Below are 15,824 nucleotides of genomic sequence, written 5' to 3'. Positions count from 1 at the left end.
ACGTTCGTTCGAAACGATGTATTTTAAAATTAATTACCGCGTTTTCACGTTCCACTCGTTCCCGTCGAACTCGGCAACAGCGTCGAACAGCGTTTTGAGGGTGTTGATAGTTTGTGAGTCGTGTGCTTCGGGGTCGAGATGGAAGTGTGCGGTCACGTCGGCGGTAGTAAAGCGTCCGGTGAGGACGTGCAGGAACTTATAGACGGTCTGGACGTCCGAGTATTGGAGTAGCGCGGTCAACGAGTGGAAACACGCGACGGTTCGGTTGCCGTTTCCGTGCCACTGTTGTAACACTTCGCTGATTTTGATTCCGAGCCCCGTCAAATCGCCGGGATTCGAGAGCGTATCGACGACGGCATCCGTCGATGTCTCCTGCATCGGTGCCGATGTCGCCACCGACCGAACCGTCTCACCGACACTGATGAATCGCAAGTTCGCTGGCCGACCGTTCGCATGCGCGAGCCAATCTTGAATACACGCGTCCGGCGACCGCGTAAACGTCACCCATAGTACGTTTTCCTCCGCTGGTGGTGAATCCGTCAACATACCGACGCACGCCTCGTCGGTTTCCGAACTCATAGAAGGCGAGAGAACGAGAACGCTAGATTCGCCGTCGAGAGCCGCCGAAAGACCGCTCATCTCGGTCGTCCCTCGGCAACGTCGCACGTGCTCGCTGTGTCGTCCATCCCGTACCATCCCTCGTGTATCATTTAGCCACCTGCATTATTATGGGCCTGATAAATCCCGGAGGTTTTGTCGGCTTTGTCGCATTTGATACACCTACGCACGCTGTCGTTATACTTCTACTCTATTCCGGGCATGTTTATCTAGTTTTCCATCTCCAGAATGCTGTCATTTACTGATGTTCTCGACGTGAAATTCTACCGCTTCATCGCCGAGCAATTCGATGACCCGTCCACGCGCGTCCTCCGCCGACTCCGCGACGACGACGATACCTTCCGCCCGCTCATCTCCATATGCTCGGTAGGCGAACAAGTCACGCTCGGTTTCGAACTCGGTGGCGTACGTCTGTAGCACCGTCAACACTCGACGTTGTGTCTCTCGTAGCTCGTCCGCTCCCGACTCGAAGTCCGAGAGGGCGTCCTCGATGTTTCTGAGTGCGGAAATTCGGTCCATCTCAGGTGGTTCGAAGATGGTTTGTCGACGGCTCGTACACCTCGCCTTTCTGTTTCAGCTTGTCGATTTCGTGTTCGGCTTTCGAGGGGTCCGTGCCGATCTCGTCCGCTCGGTCGAGGACGACTTCCACGGGCGCACCGTCGTCGTACTCCTCCTCGATGTCCGCGATGAGTTGTTTGATGTTCTTGATGCGGTCTCGTTGGGACTTCGAGGTCCCCGTTTCCACCACGTCGGCGTCGAACTGTCCGGTCTCCGGGTCCACGCCGATGTCCTGTAGACACGACCGAACGATTTCGATAACGCGGTCCGCATCCTTCCGTTCGACCGTATCCGACAGTCGAACGCGAGCGCTCGCTTCGGCGAGACGAACGAGCGCCTCCAGCTTCCGGGCCGTGACCGGAATCGGGGCGTCCTCGTCCGTCCCCTTCGAGCGCAAATCGACGTAGAAATCACGAATCGCCTCGCGGGCTTCCTCGGTCATCGTCGGATAGACGTTCGATTTCGCGTAGGCGATGTACTTCCGGAGGAGTTCGGCATCTATCGCCGGTGCCACCTCCTCCGTCTGGCTGTTGACCTGTTCTTCCGTGATGTTCGGCGCGTTGATTTCCGTCCGCTGCGTGTTCAACTCGCCCGCGAAGTTGGTCTGGAGGATGTGTTCTGCCAGTTGCGAGTCGTGATCCGGGTCCGGTTTGTCCGTCACGGTGAAAATGAGGTCGAATCGGGAGATCAGCGCGGGTTCGAGGTTGATCTGCTCGCCGATGGACTCGTACTGGTCGAATCGCCCGTACTTCGGGTTCGCCGCGCCGAGAAGCGAACAGCGGGACTTTAACGTCGCGTTGATCCCCGCTTTGCTCACGCTGATTTTCTGCTGTTCCAGCCCCTCGTGCATGGCGGACCGGTCCTCCGGACTCATCTTGTCCAGTTCGTCCACCGCCGCGATACCCTTGTCCGCGAGCACCAACGCACCCGCTTCGAGCGTCCACTGCTGCCCGTCGCCGAAGTCGTCGCGTACCGCCGCAGCCGTCAGCCCTGCGGAGGAGGACCCTTTCCCGGAGGTGTAGACGGACCGCGGCGCAATATGTTGTATATAGGACAGCATCTGGGACTTACCCGTACCCGGATCCCCGATCAGGAGCATGTGCAGGTCGCCGCGAATCCGCGACCCGTCCGGGAGGTGTTTCGTCACGCCGGAGAACAACTGCAGAATCATCGCCAGTTTCTCCTGGTCGTAGCCGTAGATGGCCGGGGCGATGGAATCGACCATCTGTTCGTAGATGTTCCCCTCGTTCGAGAGTTCGATAATTTGCTCTTTGTCCTCGTCCGTGATGTCCATGTCCTCGAACTCCTCGTCCTCGATTTCCACGGACACGCCCTCCATGTACACGTCGAAGACGGCGGATTTCTCCTGGCCGCTCCCTTGCTGTTCGAGGTGGAGGACGCCCGTCACGGTCACGTGGTCGCCGGGCGAGACGTGGCCGGTGATGTCGTCCTCGATGTGCACGTCGATACTCTGTGGCGTCTCGCCGCCGCGGAGTCCCTCGGGACTCTCCTGTACGCGGAGCTTCTGTGAGTCGATGAACTCCGACTGGTCGAAGTTGATGCGGAACGGTCCCTGTCGCTCACAGCCCTGACACTCGTGGGGTTCCTGAAAATCCCCGCCCGACTGCGGAATGTAAGTCAAGGTTCCACAGCGCTGGCATTCGAACGCCGCCTCCTGAATCTTCGGTCGCACGCCGGTCGCCTTGCGGATGATCCCCTGCACGCTCACCATCGTGTTGACGTGCCGGGCACGGATCGCGCGGATATCCGTGTGCTCCGGCAGGTTCTGTAGACGGACGTGAGCCTGCCCAAGGCTCACGTCCACGGGGAGGTCGTACAGGCGGAGCGCCTCCTCGGCGTACTCCTGTAACTGCTGTGGTTGCGCGAGATAATCGTCCGCGATGTCCGCGTCGTACTGATACAGGTCGTTCCAGTTGATGTACAGCGACCGCTTTTCGTTCGGGTAGCTTTGGGCGAGCTCCCCGATTTCGTTTCGGTAATAGTTCCGATAGAACTGCTCGAACCTGTCTATCAGTTCCGTGTTTTCCGCGCGAGCCATTCATGGGTCATTGGTTCCCGATCAGGTAAGAACTTTCGCAAAGCGTCCAGACCCTCGCGCCACCGAACGCGATTCCCCGCTGCTTTCGATTTCCACCCACACGGTAGAATAAACGACTTGCACCTGCAACCACATCCCGGACATCCCCGTGAACGCAATACCCACAGGCATGTTCGGACCACTCGGACCACTCACGGTCGGCAAAAAGGCCGCGAAGGTCGGCTACCGGCGCTTCGGCAAAGCCGGGGCCGTCGCGTTCGGCATCGGTGCCGTCGGCGGCTACGTCGTGCTGAGAAAGAAAGTGAAGTCGATGATGGCGGGCGATACCGACGACAGTTCGTCGGATGACGGGACCGCGGAAGGCGACGAAGCGGCGTAAGTTCTCTCCTTCGATTTTTGTTTGCACGCGCTGTGTGCCGCTGACGCGTCGCTCGCGGTGTAGTCGTCCAAGAATGAAATCGCCCGGATTGTGAACCCCGCCGAGACGCAAGCGCCTCGATGCGAACGGCGAAGCCGTGAGCACCGCGAGGCGCTTGCGTCTCGTCTGATTCAAATTCGAGCTCAGAATAGATTTGCGACTCACGAGGATGTTCGTCGCAAAATCTATGGGATCGCTCGGATTTGAACCGAGGTTATCGGCACCCAAGGCCGAAAGGATACCAAGCTACCCCACGATCCCGTACACTTCAGTAGCGCACTCCCCGTGTAAAACGTTTCGTTTGCTCGGTACCCGTGTCACTCGTCCTCGCCGAACAGTTCGAGGTCCGCGACGATTTCGAACGGGTCCTTGTCCTTCCGGATGCCGTCCAAAATCCGGAACGCCTCGTCCGGCGCGAGGAAGTGACTCGTGACGACGCGCCCGAGGTGCGTCGGCGAGAAGCCGTGGATGAACTCGTATTCGAGCAGTTTGCCGAGCGCGTGTTTCGTCGGCACGTCGCCTATCATCCGGTCGTTCAGGCGCTTCGCGGCCTTCCCACCGACGGTGATGTTCGCCAGCGTCTCCTCGATGGCGGCGCTCTCGTCGTAGAGGGTTCGAACGTCCTCCATCTCGCCTTTGAGGAGTTTGAACGCCACCTCGTCCTCCGACATTTCCATGCTGTTGTGATAGCTGCCGTCGGGTTCGACGAGGACGTACACCTTCCCGCGGTCGTGGTAGTCGGGCCGACCCGCGCGGCCGAGCATCTGGTGGAACTCCTGTACGGTCAGCCACTCGATGCCCATCGCCAGCGAGTCGAAGATGACCTGCGAGGCCGGGAAGTCAACCCCGGCGGCGAGTGCGGCGGTCGTGACGACCGCCGCGAGGTCCTGCTCGGCGAACATGCGTTCGACCTTCTTTCGCCGTCCGTAGTCCAACCCAGCGTGGTACGGCGCGGAGTTGTACTCCAGTTTTCTGGAAATCTCGTGACAGCGCCGCCGCGAGTTGGTGAAGATGATGGTCTGGCCGCGATACCCCTTCGAGGATTCGCGGTCGAACTCGCGTTTGACGAGTTTGTTCTCCGTCACGGGCTTTTCGTGCCCCTCGGCGAAGGTGACGTGGCGCTCCAGTGCGACGGGTCGCTCCTCGAACTCCACGAGATTCGCCTCCAGCGACTGCGCCAAATCCTTCGGATTCCCGACGGTCGCGGAGAGGTACACCCACTGTGCGCCGCCGTACTCGTTCCGCTCTTTGGCGCGCTCCTCGCAGTAGTATTTTAGCCGCGAGATGAGGCCGTCGAGGCGGTGGCCACGCTCCTGTTCTTGCAGGGTGTGAACCTCGTCGATGACGACCGTTCCGATATCGCCCAAATCGCGCCCCGTCCTGAGCGCGTGGTCGATACCCTCGTAGGTCCCGACGATGATGTCCGCGTTCGGGTCGAAGTGATTGCCGTCGTCGCGGACCCGACTCGCACCGACGCGAATGGTGACGTTTGCGAGGTCACCGTACTCTTCCTCGAAATCCTCGTGCTTCTGGTTCGCCAGCGCCACGAGGGGAACGAGAAAGAGCATCTTCCCCTTCCCGTTCAGCATTCGGTCCAGCCCCGTCATCTCGCCGACGAGCGTCTTCCCGGTCGCCGTCGCGCTGACGACGAGTTGGTCGTCACCGTCGAGGAGACCGTTTTGTACCGCGAGGCTCTGTACGGGGAGCAGGGTATCGAACCGCGATTCCAGCAGGTTCTGGATTCCGGGGTGGAGGTTCAGCGAATCCACCCGCTCCATCTCGATGTCCTCGACGTTCGCGCTGATTTCGTCGAACTTCGTCAGGTCGGGGTCGAGTCGCCCCTTGAGCAGGTTCGTGATTCGCTTCAAATCCTGTACTTCCAGCAGGAGGTCTTCGAGTCGGTCCTGGGCGGCGCTCGTCAGGTTACCCCTGAACGAGAGTTCCCGCTCCAGTTCCCGCGTCGCACAGTCGGGACAGATGTACTCGTCGCCCGTATCGATGGCCGTGTCGCCGTTGATGGGCGAATACCGTCCCTTGTTAGCGCACAACCGACACGTCCGAACCGTTTTCGCGTCGAGTTGGTAGCCGTCGAGCATCTCCTTCAGCTCTTCGCGCGCCTCGGGCGAGGTCTGCTGCGAGATTCGAATCCGCTTCGCGTTCCGTGCGAGTTCGACGAACTCGTCGGGACTGCGCGGTTTCTCGCTCGACCCGTCCTTCAACAGAAACCGTCCCGGTCGCGGTCCGGCGTCCGTCTCCTTTAATTCGAGGATGGCACGGAACTGCCGCTCACCGCCCCGCTGGGCGGCGACCTGATAGCCCCTGTCCGTTTCGTGGCAGAAGAGCGTCTCCACCTGCTGGGCCTGCTTCGACACGAGACGTGCTACACACCGGAGCTATTTCAGCGATTCGAACGAGACGGTGGTGAATCGCCACTTTTCGACCGTGGTAGGTGATGTCACCGTTCGTGGAAAGCCGACGTTGAAAAACGGAAATCTCGGCCTAACACCTTCGAGCGGTCGTTATTCCGCCACTACCGCTCCGCAACCGGCACATAACAAAGCCGGTTCGACCGCTAGCGGTGGACAGCGCACGGTAGCGCTGCATGGTGGCATAATGAAAGGCACGCAAGAAGAAGACCTTCCACGGCGCTTCGACGACAACGTTATCCTCGAAATCGAGGACGGGTCCGACCGAGACCGACCGCTCGTTCGAATCACCGATACCCGCGAAGACGCGGCGTGGGTTTCCTCGTCTATCGACTCCGTTGTCTCGCTCTCCGAGTGTCGTTAGACGAGCTGAATCTCGTCGTCCCCGTTCGGCACCGCACAGATGAACGCTCCCGGTTCGTCGCTCTCGTTTCGATACCAGTGAACCGTTCCCGCCGGAATCAACAGTGAATCGCCAGCGCTGACTTCGTACTCCTCGTCGCCGATGCCGACGACGTACTCGCCTTCGAGCACGAACTGCTCGTGTTCGACTTCGTTCGTGTGTTCGGGCACCGTCGCGCCGGGGTCGAGCGTGAATCGACGGATGGCGAAGTTCGGCGCGTCCTGTTCGTCGCCGATGAGAACCCCTTTCGCCATGCCGTCGGCCGCTCCGACGGCCTCGTATTCGATGTCGTCCGCGTTTCGTACGATTGGTTTGGACATACGTTTCCATTCGAAGCCGACGTGCTAAGGTTTTCCCACCGCTTCGAGTTCTTCGTTCGGGACGAACTCCCCGTCCGGCGTCACCCGCCCGGAACCGAGCGCGCAGTATTTCGCACCGACGCCCCGCGACGACAGCGGCCCGCGCCGGATACAGCGGAACCCGACGTTCTTTGCCGCGTTGTAATCGTCGTTGGCCTCGCTGCCGCATTTCAGACATTCGAACCGGTTGTTCTCCACGTCCCGATTCTGCGGATGCGTGAACCCACACGACGTACAGCGCTGGCTCGTGTACTCAGGGTTCACCTGTACCACCGTGATATCCCGCTCGGCCGCCCGATACGCGACGAACTCGAACAATCGCTTGAACGCTTGCCCGTGGAACGGGGCCGCTTCCGTGAGCATCTCCTGTACGCCTTCGAGTTCGCCGAACGCGATGACGGAACAGCCGTGTCGCTCCGCTTCCGAGACGATTCCACCGGCAACTTCGTGGAGGGTATTGCGGGTGAAATTCTCGATTCGTTCCCCGGCTTGCCGCAGCGTTCGTCGTGCGCTCCGGGTGTTCGTCTCGCGGAGGTCCTCGCGGAGGTCGGCGAACTCGGCGTGTCGGTGGGTGAGTTCCGCGCCGGAGAAAAAGCGGGCCGTGCTCGTCACGGCGAGGTTTTCGACGCCGAGCGAGACGCCGAGGACGGTGGCGTCTTCGGTCGGAAGGTCCACGTCCGGGCGGGGGCGTCGAAATCCGAGATGGAAGTGAAACTCGCCGTCACGGTAGTGCAGCGTGCTCTTCGCTGGCTCCCAGCGGTCGTCGTCCAGATACCGCGATTGGTAGCCGTGGTCGGGAAACACGAGACGACAGCGAACCCGGTCGCCGGTCGTCGTCAGGCTGATGTTCCGATGGTCAAACAGCGTTAGCGTGCGACTGTCGTAGACCACGGTCGGACTGGTGAACTCTGGTTTTGCCGCATCGTCGTCCCGTTCCAGGGCACGTTTTATCGCTTCGGCGGCGCGGTGCGTGGCGAGAACGGCGTGCTGGCTTCCGAGGCTGGTACGCTCGCGCAACTTCTCGTACGCCAGTTTTTGCACCTCGTTTCGGGTGTGACAGACACCCCACGCGGCGTTGACCGCGATTTGGCACCCGCGTTTCCACTCGCGTACCATGGACAGCAGCCGCTCGTGGTCCTCGTCCTCCACCGCCAGGCGCGTCACCGCCGTCCGTCTGAAATATTCGGGACCGCTCACGCTATTTTCTCCCCAGAGCGCCCCCTTGAATACTTCGGGACGCCGCTCACCGCGACGAGGTTTAAGGCGGTTCCGGTGCTACAGCTAACCATGCGAAGCTTCAAAATCGGGAGCGTGCTCGGCATCCCGATAAAACTCGACCTCACTTTCCTGTTCATTCTGCCCGTGTTTGCGTGGCTCATCGGAACGCAGGTCGAACAATGGGTCCAGATAATGAACGATCTCTGGGGTCTCGGGTTAGATGCCGGTCCCCTCTCGTCGGGGATGATGCCGCTCTATCTCGGTGCCGCCGCTGCCATCGGATTGTTCGTCGGTGTCGTCCTCCACGAACTCGGCCACTCCGTCGTTTCGATGCATTTCGGCTTCCCCATCGACTCCATCACGCTGTGGATATTCGGCGGCATCGCTCGCCTCACCGACCAGCCGGAGGAGTGGTCCGAGGAACTCCTCATCGCCGTCGCGGGTCCCGTCGTCAGTATCGTCCTCGGCGTTCTCTCGTTCGCCGTGCTCTTCGTCGTCCCGACGAACCTGCAGGCCGTTCGGTTCGTCTTCGGCTACCTCGCCCTGATGAACCTCGTCCTCGCCGCGTTCAACCTCCTCCCCGGCTTCCCGATGGACGGGGGGCGCGTCCTCCGGGCGCTCCTCGCCCGGACGCGCCCGTTCGCGCAAGCCACCCAGACCGCCGCCGAGGTCGGTAAAGTGTTCGCCATCCTCCTGGGGCTGTTCGGCCTCCTCGGCGGCAACTTGTTGCTCATCGGTATCGCCTTCTTCATCTACATCGGCGCGAGCAGCGAGGCCCAACAGTCGGTCCTCTCGGCGACCTTCCGAAACGTCCGCGTCCGGGACGTGATGACCGGTGCCGAGGATTTACACACCGTCTCGTCGGACATGTCCATTGCCGACCTCCTCGAAACCATGTTCCGACAGCGCCACACCGGCTATCCCGTGATCGACGACGGCGAACTCGTCGGCATGATAACGCTGGACGACGCTCGGAGCGTCAGGCAGGTCGAACGCGACGCCTACACCGTCCGGGAAGTGATGTCCACCGACGTCAAGACGATTCCCGCCGACAGCGACGCGATGGACGCGCTCGAAACGATTCAACAACACAACATCGGCCGTCTCCCGGTCATCGATGCCGACGGGAACGTCACGGGCATCATCTCCCGCACCGACCTGATGACGGCGTTCAACATCATCAACAGCAGCGGGCGCACGGAAGACGAACTCGCCCCGCACGAACAGCCGTCGTAAACAGGTCGCAATCCGAAGGTACCTCCGATTTGCTCTGTCGGTACCTCCGACTTCCCAGTGGAGACCTCCGATTCCGACCCGTCGAACCCGTTTGCCCTCGCGTTTATTCCTCTTCGTCGCGGAGTATCGAGTATGTGTGGCCGCCTTTCGCTCTTCGCACCGCAGGACGAACTCACCGACCGGTTCGACGCCGAACCGGTCCGTCCGCTTCGTCCGCGGTACAACGTCGCGCCCGGTCAGGAACACCCGGTCGTTCGCAACGACGCGCCCGAGGAGATTCGCTTCCCGACGTGGGGACTCGTCCCCCACTGGGCCGACGAGTTCGGCGGCGGGCACATCAACGCCCGCGCCGAGACGCTGGCCGACAAGCCGAGCTTTCGGGACGCCTACCGCGACCGCCGGTGTCTCGTCCTCGCGGACGGCTTTTACGACTGGAAGAAGACCCCGACGGGTAAACAGCCCTACCGGATGACCAGAACGGACGGCGAGCCGTTCGCCATGGCTGGCCTGTGGGAACCGTGGCAGAACGGGGAGCGGAAAACGTCGTTCACCGTGGTCACCACCGAACCCAACGACGTCGTCGGCGAGATTCACCACCGGATGCCCGTCATCCTCGACCCCGACGAGGAGACGACGTGGCTCACGGGCGACGCGGACGAACGACGGGCCGTGCTCGACCCGTTCCCCGCAGGAGAAATGCGAGCCTATCCGGTTTCGACGAAAGTGAACAGCCCGGACAACGATTCCCCCGAAATCGTCGCGGAAGTCGCCGCCGAAGAGGATACACAGACGGGACTCGGCGACTTCTCGTGAACGACGGCGGTTTTCGACCGGACTTCGGTAGGCGGGAATCCGAACGTTTTCCCCGAGTTGCGTCCTTCACTCGTGTATGACCACCATCGACGAGAAGCGAGTCTACAGCGACCGGGAGGGAACGACGACGGTCTTCGTCGCCACCGAACTGGGCGTCGCTCGCGTCGAAGTCTCCGGTGACATCATCGGCGAGTTCTCGCTGGCCCACCGCTGTGCCGCCCGCGACATCGCCGCGATCGACGGAACCCTCGCCGTTGCGACCGACGAGGACGTGCTCGACGCGGCGTTTTCGCCGCTCGAATTCGGCCCCGCCGTCACCGTCGGATTCGACGGCGACGACCTTCTCGCGGCGGGGGAGGACGGCCGACTCGCGCGTTACAACGGTGAGTGGCACGAATTGGCGACGCTCGACGCCGTGCGAGCCATCGACGGCAATCTGGTCGCCACCGCCGAGGGCGTCTACCGCGTTTCGTCTGAAGGTGTGCAACACGCCGGGTTGACCGACGTTCGGGACGTCTCCGCGTCGGGTGTTCCGCTCGCCGCGACCGCCGACGGTCTCTATCGACTCGGCAACGGCTGGATGGACGTCTTGGCGGGCGATTTCCGCGTCGTGAGCGCGACGGACGGGGATGCGTACGCCGCAACCGCCGACCAAGTGGTTTCCCGAGCGGGCAACGAGTGGACGGACGTTTCGCTTCCGGTCGATGACCCTATCGCGGACATCGCGTTCGGCGACGGCGTGTACGCCGCGACCGAATCCGGGACCGTTCTGGCGACCGTCGGAGACGGCTGGCGGAGTCGCCATCTCGGGTTGACGGGCGTGACGGGGCTTTCCGTCCGCTAGTCCACGTCGAGTTCGTACAGCCCCCGATACCGCCGTCGAACGAGGCCGAGACGGGTGAGTTCGTGGAGCCGATTTTTCACCCATTCTTGCGTCACGTCGAGTTCTTGCGCGAGGTATGCGGGTATCGCTCTGCCTTCGGCGAGCAGATTCAAAATACCCCGCTCGGTCGGCCTGAATTGGTCGTCGTCGAACGGGACGTCGAAGAGAACCGCCTCCGTATTTCGATACTTTTCGTGGTCCGTTTCTTCCCCGACCTGTAACTCGTAGAGACCACGGTACGGTTTCCCGACGATATCGACATCGCGGAACCCGTCGAGAACCGACCGCGCCGTGTCCGCTCCGATAGCCAGTTCGCTACCGACGTACGCTGGCGTGCACCGACCTTCCGCGAGGAGATTCAGGACCCCCTTTTCCGCGGGGGTCAACTCGTTTTCGTCTACCGGAAGCGATGTCTCGATGCTCAACCGGGTTACCGAAACCATTGTGTGACACTACCATTTCATTGTATAAATAAAATAGTATATTGGAATATGGTGAATTCATACGTATATTTAGAATCGTGAACCGTTCTCGACGACTCCCGACCGATGCTTCCGTTTCCTTCCCGCCGTGCCCCAATCATCGGCGAGCGACGTTCGAAATCGGCGTGGTTGACGGGTGACTGTGAGGGCTTGACTCGGCACACGTGCCGACGAGTGAAAACCGGTTTAACCCGGCATATCCAGTGTCCGCGTATGATACTCAGTGGGTCCGCCTCGCAATCTCTGGCGGCCACTCTCGCCGACGAATCGAACGAACCTCTCGGGTTCGTGGAGTACGAATCGTTCCCGGACGGCGAACTGCTCGCAACCGCTCCCGAATTCGAGGGTGGTCGTGCCGTCGTCGTCGCCTCGACCGTCTCCAGCGACGCCCACCTCGAACTGCTCCAACTGCAGGACGCCGCCCGCGAGTGGGGTGCCGAGGAGGTCGTCACCGTCCTCCCCTACATGGGCTACGCACGGCAGGACAGGGCGTTCGACCGCGGCCACCCCATCTCCGCCCGAGCGGTCGCTCGCGCCATCAGCACCGGAACCGACCGCGTGCTCACGGTCAACCCGCACGAGGAGGCCATCTGTGACTTCTTCGACGTTCCCGCCGAATCTATCGACGCCGCAGGTCGTCTCGCGGAACCTCTCCCGGACGACTTGACCGACCCCGTTTTCCTCTCCCCGGACGACGGCGCGCTCGACATCGCCGAAACGGTCCGTGACACGTACGGCGACGGCGTTATCGACTACTTCGAGAAGAAACGCATCTCCGGCTCCGAGGTCGAAATCACGCCCAGCGATACCGACGTCACCGGCCGCGACGTGGTCGTCACAGACGACATCATCGCCACCGGTTCGACCATGAGCGAGGCCGTTTCCCTCCTCCAGGAGCGCGACGTGGGCCGCGTCTTCGTCACCTGCGTCCACCCGATGCTCGCGCGGAACGCACGAACGAAACTCGCACAGGCGGGCGTCGAAGCGGTGTTCGGCACCGACACCATCGAGCGGGCGGTCAGTCAGGTGTCCGTCGCGCCGACGATTGCCGACGCGCTGTAAATCCGCTCGCTCCGAACACACTCTCTAATCACGTCCCCCCTTTTATTACGTGTCCGCCGAAGGGACGCGTATGTCAATCGTGAACCGTTCGATGCGAAAACTCGACTGCGGTGATGCGGTCGCCGGTGCGTGGCTTCTGTCGGGGAGCACGCGAGCGGCGGAGGTACTCTCCCGAACGTCGGTCGATTGGGTCGCTATCGACACCGAACACGCACCCCACTCGCCCGAACGCGTGGAAGCGCTCGTTCGAGCGGTCGAACCACACGCCACGCCGCTCGTTCGACTTCCGTCCGTCGAAACAGCCGTTTCGGGCGGCGCGAAACACGCCCTCGACTCCGGCGCGAAAGGCGTCATCGTCCCCGGCGTGGAGACGCCCGAAGACGCGGATTCCGTCGTCCGAGCGACCCACTTCCCACCAGTCGGGGAGCGCGGCGTCGCTGGCACTACGCGGGCCAACACGTACGGCGAGGAGTTCGACGACTACGTGACCACGGCGAACGAGGAAACGCTCCTCACCGTCCAAATCGAATCGCCGGCGGCCGTCGAGCGAGTCGAGGAGATACTCGCAGTCGATGGCATCGACGTCGCGTTCATCGGCGAGAACGACTTGTCCGCGGCGTACGGCCATCCGGGCGAGAAGGACCATCCCGACGTGACGACGGCAGTCGAGCGAGTGTTCGAGGCGGCGAAAGCCAACGACGTGTATCCGGGAATCGCGGGACGGACACCGGAAATCAAATCCGAGCGAACCGAGCGCGGCTTTCGGTTCTTCCTCCTCGGTGCCGATTTGAGTTTCATGCGCACCGGCGTCGAGGATTTCCTGAACGATTCGTCGGCGTAACTACGTTCGACCTTTTAGGGCACCTCTATCTTTCCGGTCACCTTCGACTTCCGCGGTCGGTTTCCTCTCTTTCGCCGCCGGTAATCGCAGTCCAGTTTTCGCCACCGACGGAGCCGACGTGCCGCGACGATGTGACTACAGTAACTCCGTAACTTCTTCCGCCGACAGTTCGTCGCTCCAGTACAGTTCGCCGTCGATTTCGACCGGTGACCGCTCCATTGCGAAATATTCTTCCAACCGGTCCGGAGTGAACTCGAATGTCCCCACTTTGCCGGCTAAAAGATGATACCGGGATGCATTTTCTGCCGCGGTCTCCAAAATCGTACCTCGATGGGTGTTCCTTGTCGGATGTATATCCACTTCAATTTTAAATATTCCCGAATCGACGTCTTTGACCCGGATAACGGGAGTTACAATACTCTCACTTTGACACAGCGTTTTACTGCTGTCCCCGAGAGCTATATATCGGTAACCTGTCAATTTCACCCGGTTTAGCACCGTTAGCGCGGTCTGGAGCTGAAACCCGATGCTCAGCAACTGAACGAGTGACCGACCGATGTCCGTCGCGGTCGTGTTGCTGACCTTGGAGAGGGTGGCGATACCCGCCGTCGAGCCACGCTCGATGAGTGCAGTTCCCTGTCTGTAAGAATTGCACGCGTTGAGCAGAAACGTCGTCGCGTTTACCTCAGAGAAACCCCTTGCATCGAGATAGCCGTCCTCACACTGTATTCCGTCATCCGAAATATGGCCGATGTAGTGGAAAAAGTCGGATTGCTCGGTGAGGTGTTTTTCCAGCTCAGCTTTCGTCGTTCGGTGATGAACGGAGATGTCGAACCGTGGCAGTTCGCGGAGGTCGTAGTAGCGAACGACATCGCTTTCATCCTGCATCGCGGTGTCGTTGCAGACGATAGTGACATCGATAGTTGGGGTAGATGCGTTCTCAGTCGTCTTATTTCGGGTCGCTTCCGCGTGCAGCCCATCGTACGTCAACTTGCTCCACCGAAGCGGGTACCCCGGGCCGACCCATGCACGCTCTATCGTGTCCGGTTCGCCCTTCAACTCGAATATCTCCGGTCGCGTCTTCGATTCGATGTCCGTACTGATGGGTGAATCCGTGACCCCGGCCCGATAAAATTCGTGCATTAGCTCCGGCGATTTCTCCGTCGCTTCGGATGGCAACCGTGCCGTCCGAACGAATGCGAGCTTGTTGGCCAGAAACGGGAGATACTCGACGTTGTGCTCGGACGGCACCATATCGACGGCGAGATGCCACGGCGAAATCGCGGGTTCGAGCGTCTCGAACGGCACACCGAGATACGCCGGGAGGCGCTCTGCCACCGGTGCGTCGAAGAGCGCATCCAAATCGATGTCGAGCCGCGGTTCGACCACCTCCCGCTCGTGGAGCTGAACCGAATAAAACCCGTTCGTCCGCGTGAGACAATCGAGAAAGAACACCTGCCGAAGGACGCGTTCGACCGTCGCCTCGTAGCCATCGTCACCGTCCAACTCGTACTCGAAGCTATCGGCAACGAGGCGCGGCTGTTTTCCGGGGACGACCGACGAATTGAGATAGTAGGCGAGCGAGGTCGCCGGATAGAGATACTCCCGCTCCGGCGGAAGCACGAGCGTGGTCTCCGTCGCCGATGACGGTATCGAGGACGACACGTGGAACTCCTCGCCGCGTTCGATGAGCGGCGGATGTCCGCGGAGCGTCGGATACGACCGTTCCGGACTCGTGGTTTTCAACGCCGACCCGAACACCGACATCGCTCGCATGATGTCGTCGGCATCGTCGGTCACCGTGATGGTTCCTGGCGGCTTCTGAAACTGTGAGCGAGCGCCGATAACGATACGACGCTCACGCTCGAACGAGAACGTCGACTCCGAATGGTTTCGCTCGAACGATACCGACCCGGAAACTGAAAAGTACACTTTCATCGGCGCGTTGCTGATCTCGACTACGTAGTCGTCGCTCGGCAACCTTGCTCCATCGCTATTTTCGCCGCTCTCGAAACGAAGCCGTCCGTCGAAATCCCGAACGAAGATTCCGCGACTCAACGGTATTTCGATGGCCGAGGTCCGAATTTCGACCGCCGTTTCGACGGGGAAGTCGAGGTCGTCGACCGCCACGTCCGCAGGTGACACCCGCGTCGGCGTACGGATCGGGAATCGTGTCTTTTCGACCGGATCCGTGATTTCGATTCCCTTCGAATCCGAAAACGCTTCCAGTATCATGATTGTGAGAACTGTGTTCCGTTCTATAGCTCCGTCTGACGAACGTTGCTACTCACTTCTCGGTAATAGCTTTGGTCACTTCTCACCGTGAAATATCTCGAACGAGAGGTGCATCGAACCGGGGGGCCGTCTGTGCGAATCCCACCGTTCCGCTCCCTTGTCGCCCGAATTTCGAGGCGCTTCGCGCCTCGCACCGTTCGCGGCTCGGTGTTC

At 61.0% G+C, this 15,824-nt stretch carries 15 protein-coding genes and 1 tRNA gene; 7 read left to right on the top strand and 9 right to left on the bottom strand.

From position 1 onward, the window contains the following. Positions 1-33 precede the first annotated feature (33 nt). From B208_RS22995 to B208_RS0110670, 3 genes are all read right to left on the bottom strand, one after another. Positions 34-639 carry a DUF7504 family protein gene (locus tag B208_RS22995; protein WP_007976027.1) on the bottom strand — a complete coding sequence of 202 codons (606 nt, stop codon included), beginning with the start codon at positions 637-639 and terminating at the stop codon, positions 34-36. Between the two features lie 213 nt (positions 640-852). Then, positions 853-1,137 (bottom strand): DUF7854 family protein, encoded by a 285-nt coding sequence (locus B208_RS0110675; protein ID WP_007976029.1) that lies wholly within the window; start codon positions 1,135-1,137, stop codon positions 853-855. Position 1,138: 1 nt separating this feature from the next. Then, positions 1,139-3,235 carry a minichromosome maintenance protein MCM gene (locus B208_RS0110670; protein WP_007976031.1) on the bottom strand — a complete coding sequence of 699 codons (2,097 nt, stop codon included), beginning with the start codon at positions 3,233-3,235 and terminating at the stop codon, positions 1,139-1,141. A 169-nt stretch (positions 3,236-3,404) separates the two neighbouring features. Here B208_RS0110670 and B208_RS0110660 point away from each other — a divergent pair, with 169 nt between their 5' ends. Beyond that, positions 3,405-3,614 carry a hypothetical protein gene (locus B208_RS0110660; protein ID WP_007976033.1) on the top strand — a complete coding sequence of 70 codons (210 nt, stop codon included), beginning with the start codon at positions 3,405-3,407 and terminating at the stop codon, positions 3,612-3,614. Positions 3,615-3,841: 227 nt separating this feature from the next. Here B208_RS0110660 and B208_RS0110655 read toward each other — a convergent pair. Continuing rightward, positions 3,842-3,914 (bottom strand) — tRNA-Pro (locus B208_RS0110655). Positions 3,915-3,970: 56 nt separating this feature from the next. Next, positions 3,971-6,025, bottom strand: a complete 2,055-nt coding sequence (locus B208_RS0110650) for a DEAD/DEAH box helicase (RefSeq protein ID WP_007976035.1) — start codon at positions 6,023-6,025, stop codon at positions 3,971-3,973. Positions 6,026-6,266: 241 nt separating this feature from the next. On the opposite strand from B208_RS0110650, the gene B208_RS24320 reads away from it, so the two are divergent. Next, positions 6,267-6,443 carry a hypothetical protein gene (locus B208_RS24320; protein ID WP_007976037.1) on the top strand — a complete coding sequence of 59 codons (177 nt, stop codon included), beginning with the start codon at positions 6,267-6,269 and terminating at the stop codon, positions 6,441-6,443. Here the strand turns inward: B208_RS24320 and B208_RS0110640 are convergent. Then, positions 6,440-6,802, bottom strand: a complete 363-nt coding sequence (locus B208_RS0110640) for a cupin domain-containing protein (protein WP_007976039.1) — start codon at positions 6,800-6,802, stop codon at positions 6,440-6,442. The two genes, B208_RS24320 and B208_RS0110640, sit on opposite strands and share 4 nt — an antisense overlap. 24 nt (positions 6,803-6,826) lie before the next feature. After that, positions 6,827-8,038 (bottom strand): RNA-guided endonuclease InsQ/TnpB family protein, encoded by a 1,212-nt coding sequence (locus B208_RS0110635; protein ID WP_018128861.1) that lies wholly within the window; start codon positions 8,036-8,038, stop codon positions 6,827-6,829. 90 nt (positions 8,039-8,128) lie between these two features. Here B208_RS0110635 and B208_RS0110630 point away from each other — a divergent pair, with 90 nt between their 5' ends. The 3 genes from B208_RS0110630 to B208_RS0110620 all read left to right on the top strand — a co-directional run bounded on the left by B208_RS0110630 (position 8,129) and on the right by B208_RS0110620 (position 10,952). Beyond that, positions 8,129-9,295, top strand: coding sequence for a CBS domain-containing protein (locus B208_RS0110630; protein ID WP_007976043.1), 1,167 nt, complete (start codon positions 8,129-8,131; stop codon positions 9,293-9,295). 132 nt (positions 9,296-9,427) lie between these two features. Next, a complete protein-coding gene (locus tag B208_RS0110625) occupies positions 9,428-10,108 on the top strand; it encodes an SOS response-associated peptidase (RefSeq protein ID WP_007976045.1) in 681 nt (226 codons plus the stop codon). A 76-nt stretch (positions 10,109-10,184) separates the two neighbouring features. Further along, a complete protein-coding gene (locus B208_RS0110620; protein WP_007976047.1) occupies positions 10,185-10,952 on the top strand; it encodes an HVO_0234 family beta-propeller protein in 768 nt (255 codons plus the stop codon). Here B208_RS0110620 and B208_RS0110615 read toward each other — a convergent pair. Next, positions 10,949-11,434, bottom strand: coding sequence for a helix-turn-helix domain-containing protein (locus tag B208_RS0110615; protein WP_007976049.1), 486 nt, complete (start codon positions 11,432-11,434; stop codon positions 10,949-10,951). The two genes, B208_RS0110620 and B208_RS0110615, sit on opposite strands and share 4 nt — an antisense overlap. Positions 11,435-11,686: 252 nt before the next feature. Between B208_RS0110615 and B208_RS0110610 the strand changes: the two genes are divergently transcribed. Beyond that, positions 11,687-12,535 carry a ribose-phosphate diphosphokinase gene (locus B208_RS0110610; RefSeq protein ID WP_007976051.1) on the top strand — a complete coding sequence of 283 codons (849 nt, stop codon included), beginning with the start codon at positions 11,687-11,689 and terminating at the stop codon, positions 12,533-12,535. Positions 12,536-12,605: 70 nt separating this feature from the next. After that, entirely contained in the window at positions 12,606-13,376 is a 771-nt protein-coding gene (locus tag B208_RS0110605; protein WP_007976053.1) for an HpcH/HpaI aldolase family protein, read from the top strand. A gap of 135 nt (positions 13,377-13,511) precedes the next feature. On the opposite strand, the gene B208_RS0110600 is transcribed toward B208_RS0110605, so the two are convergent. Next, positions 13,512-15,611 carry a hypothetical protein gene (locus B208_RS0110600; RefSeq protein ID WP_007976055.1) on the bottom strand — a complete coding sequence of 700 codons (2,100 nt, stop codon included), beginning with the start codon at positions 15,609-15,611 and terminating at the stop codon, positions 13,512-13,514. Between the last annotated feature and the right edge of the window lie 213 nt (positions 15,612-15,824).

The sequence above is a fragment of the Haladaptatus paucihalophilus DX253 genome, from assembly GCF_000376445.1.
Lineage (GTDB): Archaea > Halobacteriota > Halobacteria > Halobacteriales > Haladaptataceae > Haladaptatus > Haladaptatus paucihalophilus.
Note: the sequence above shows the minus strand (reverse complement) of the source record. Positions and strands in the feature narration are given on the sequence as shown.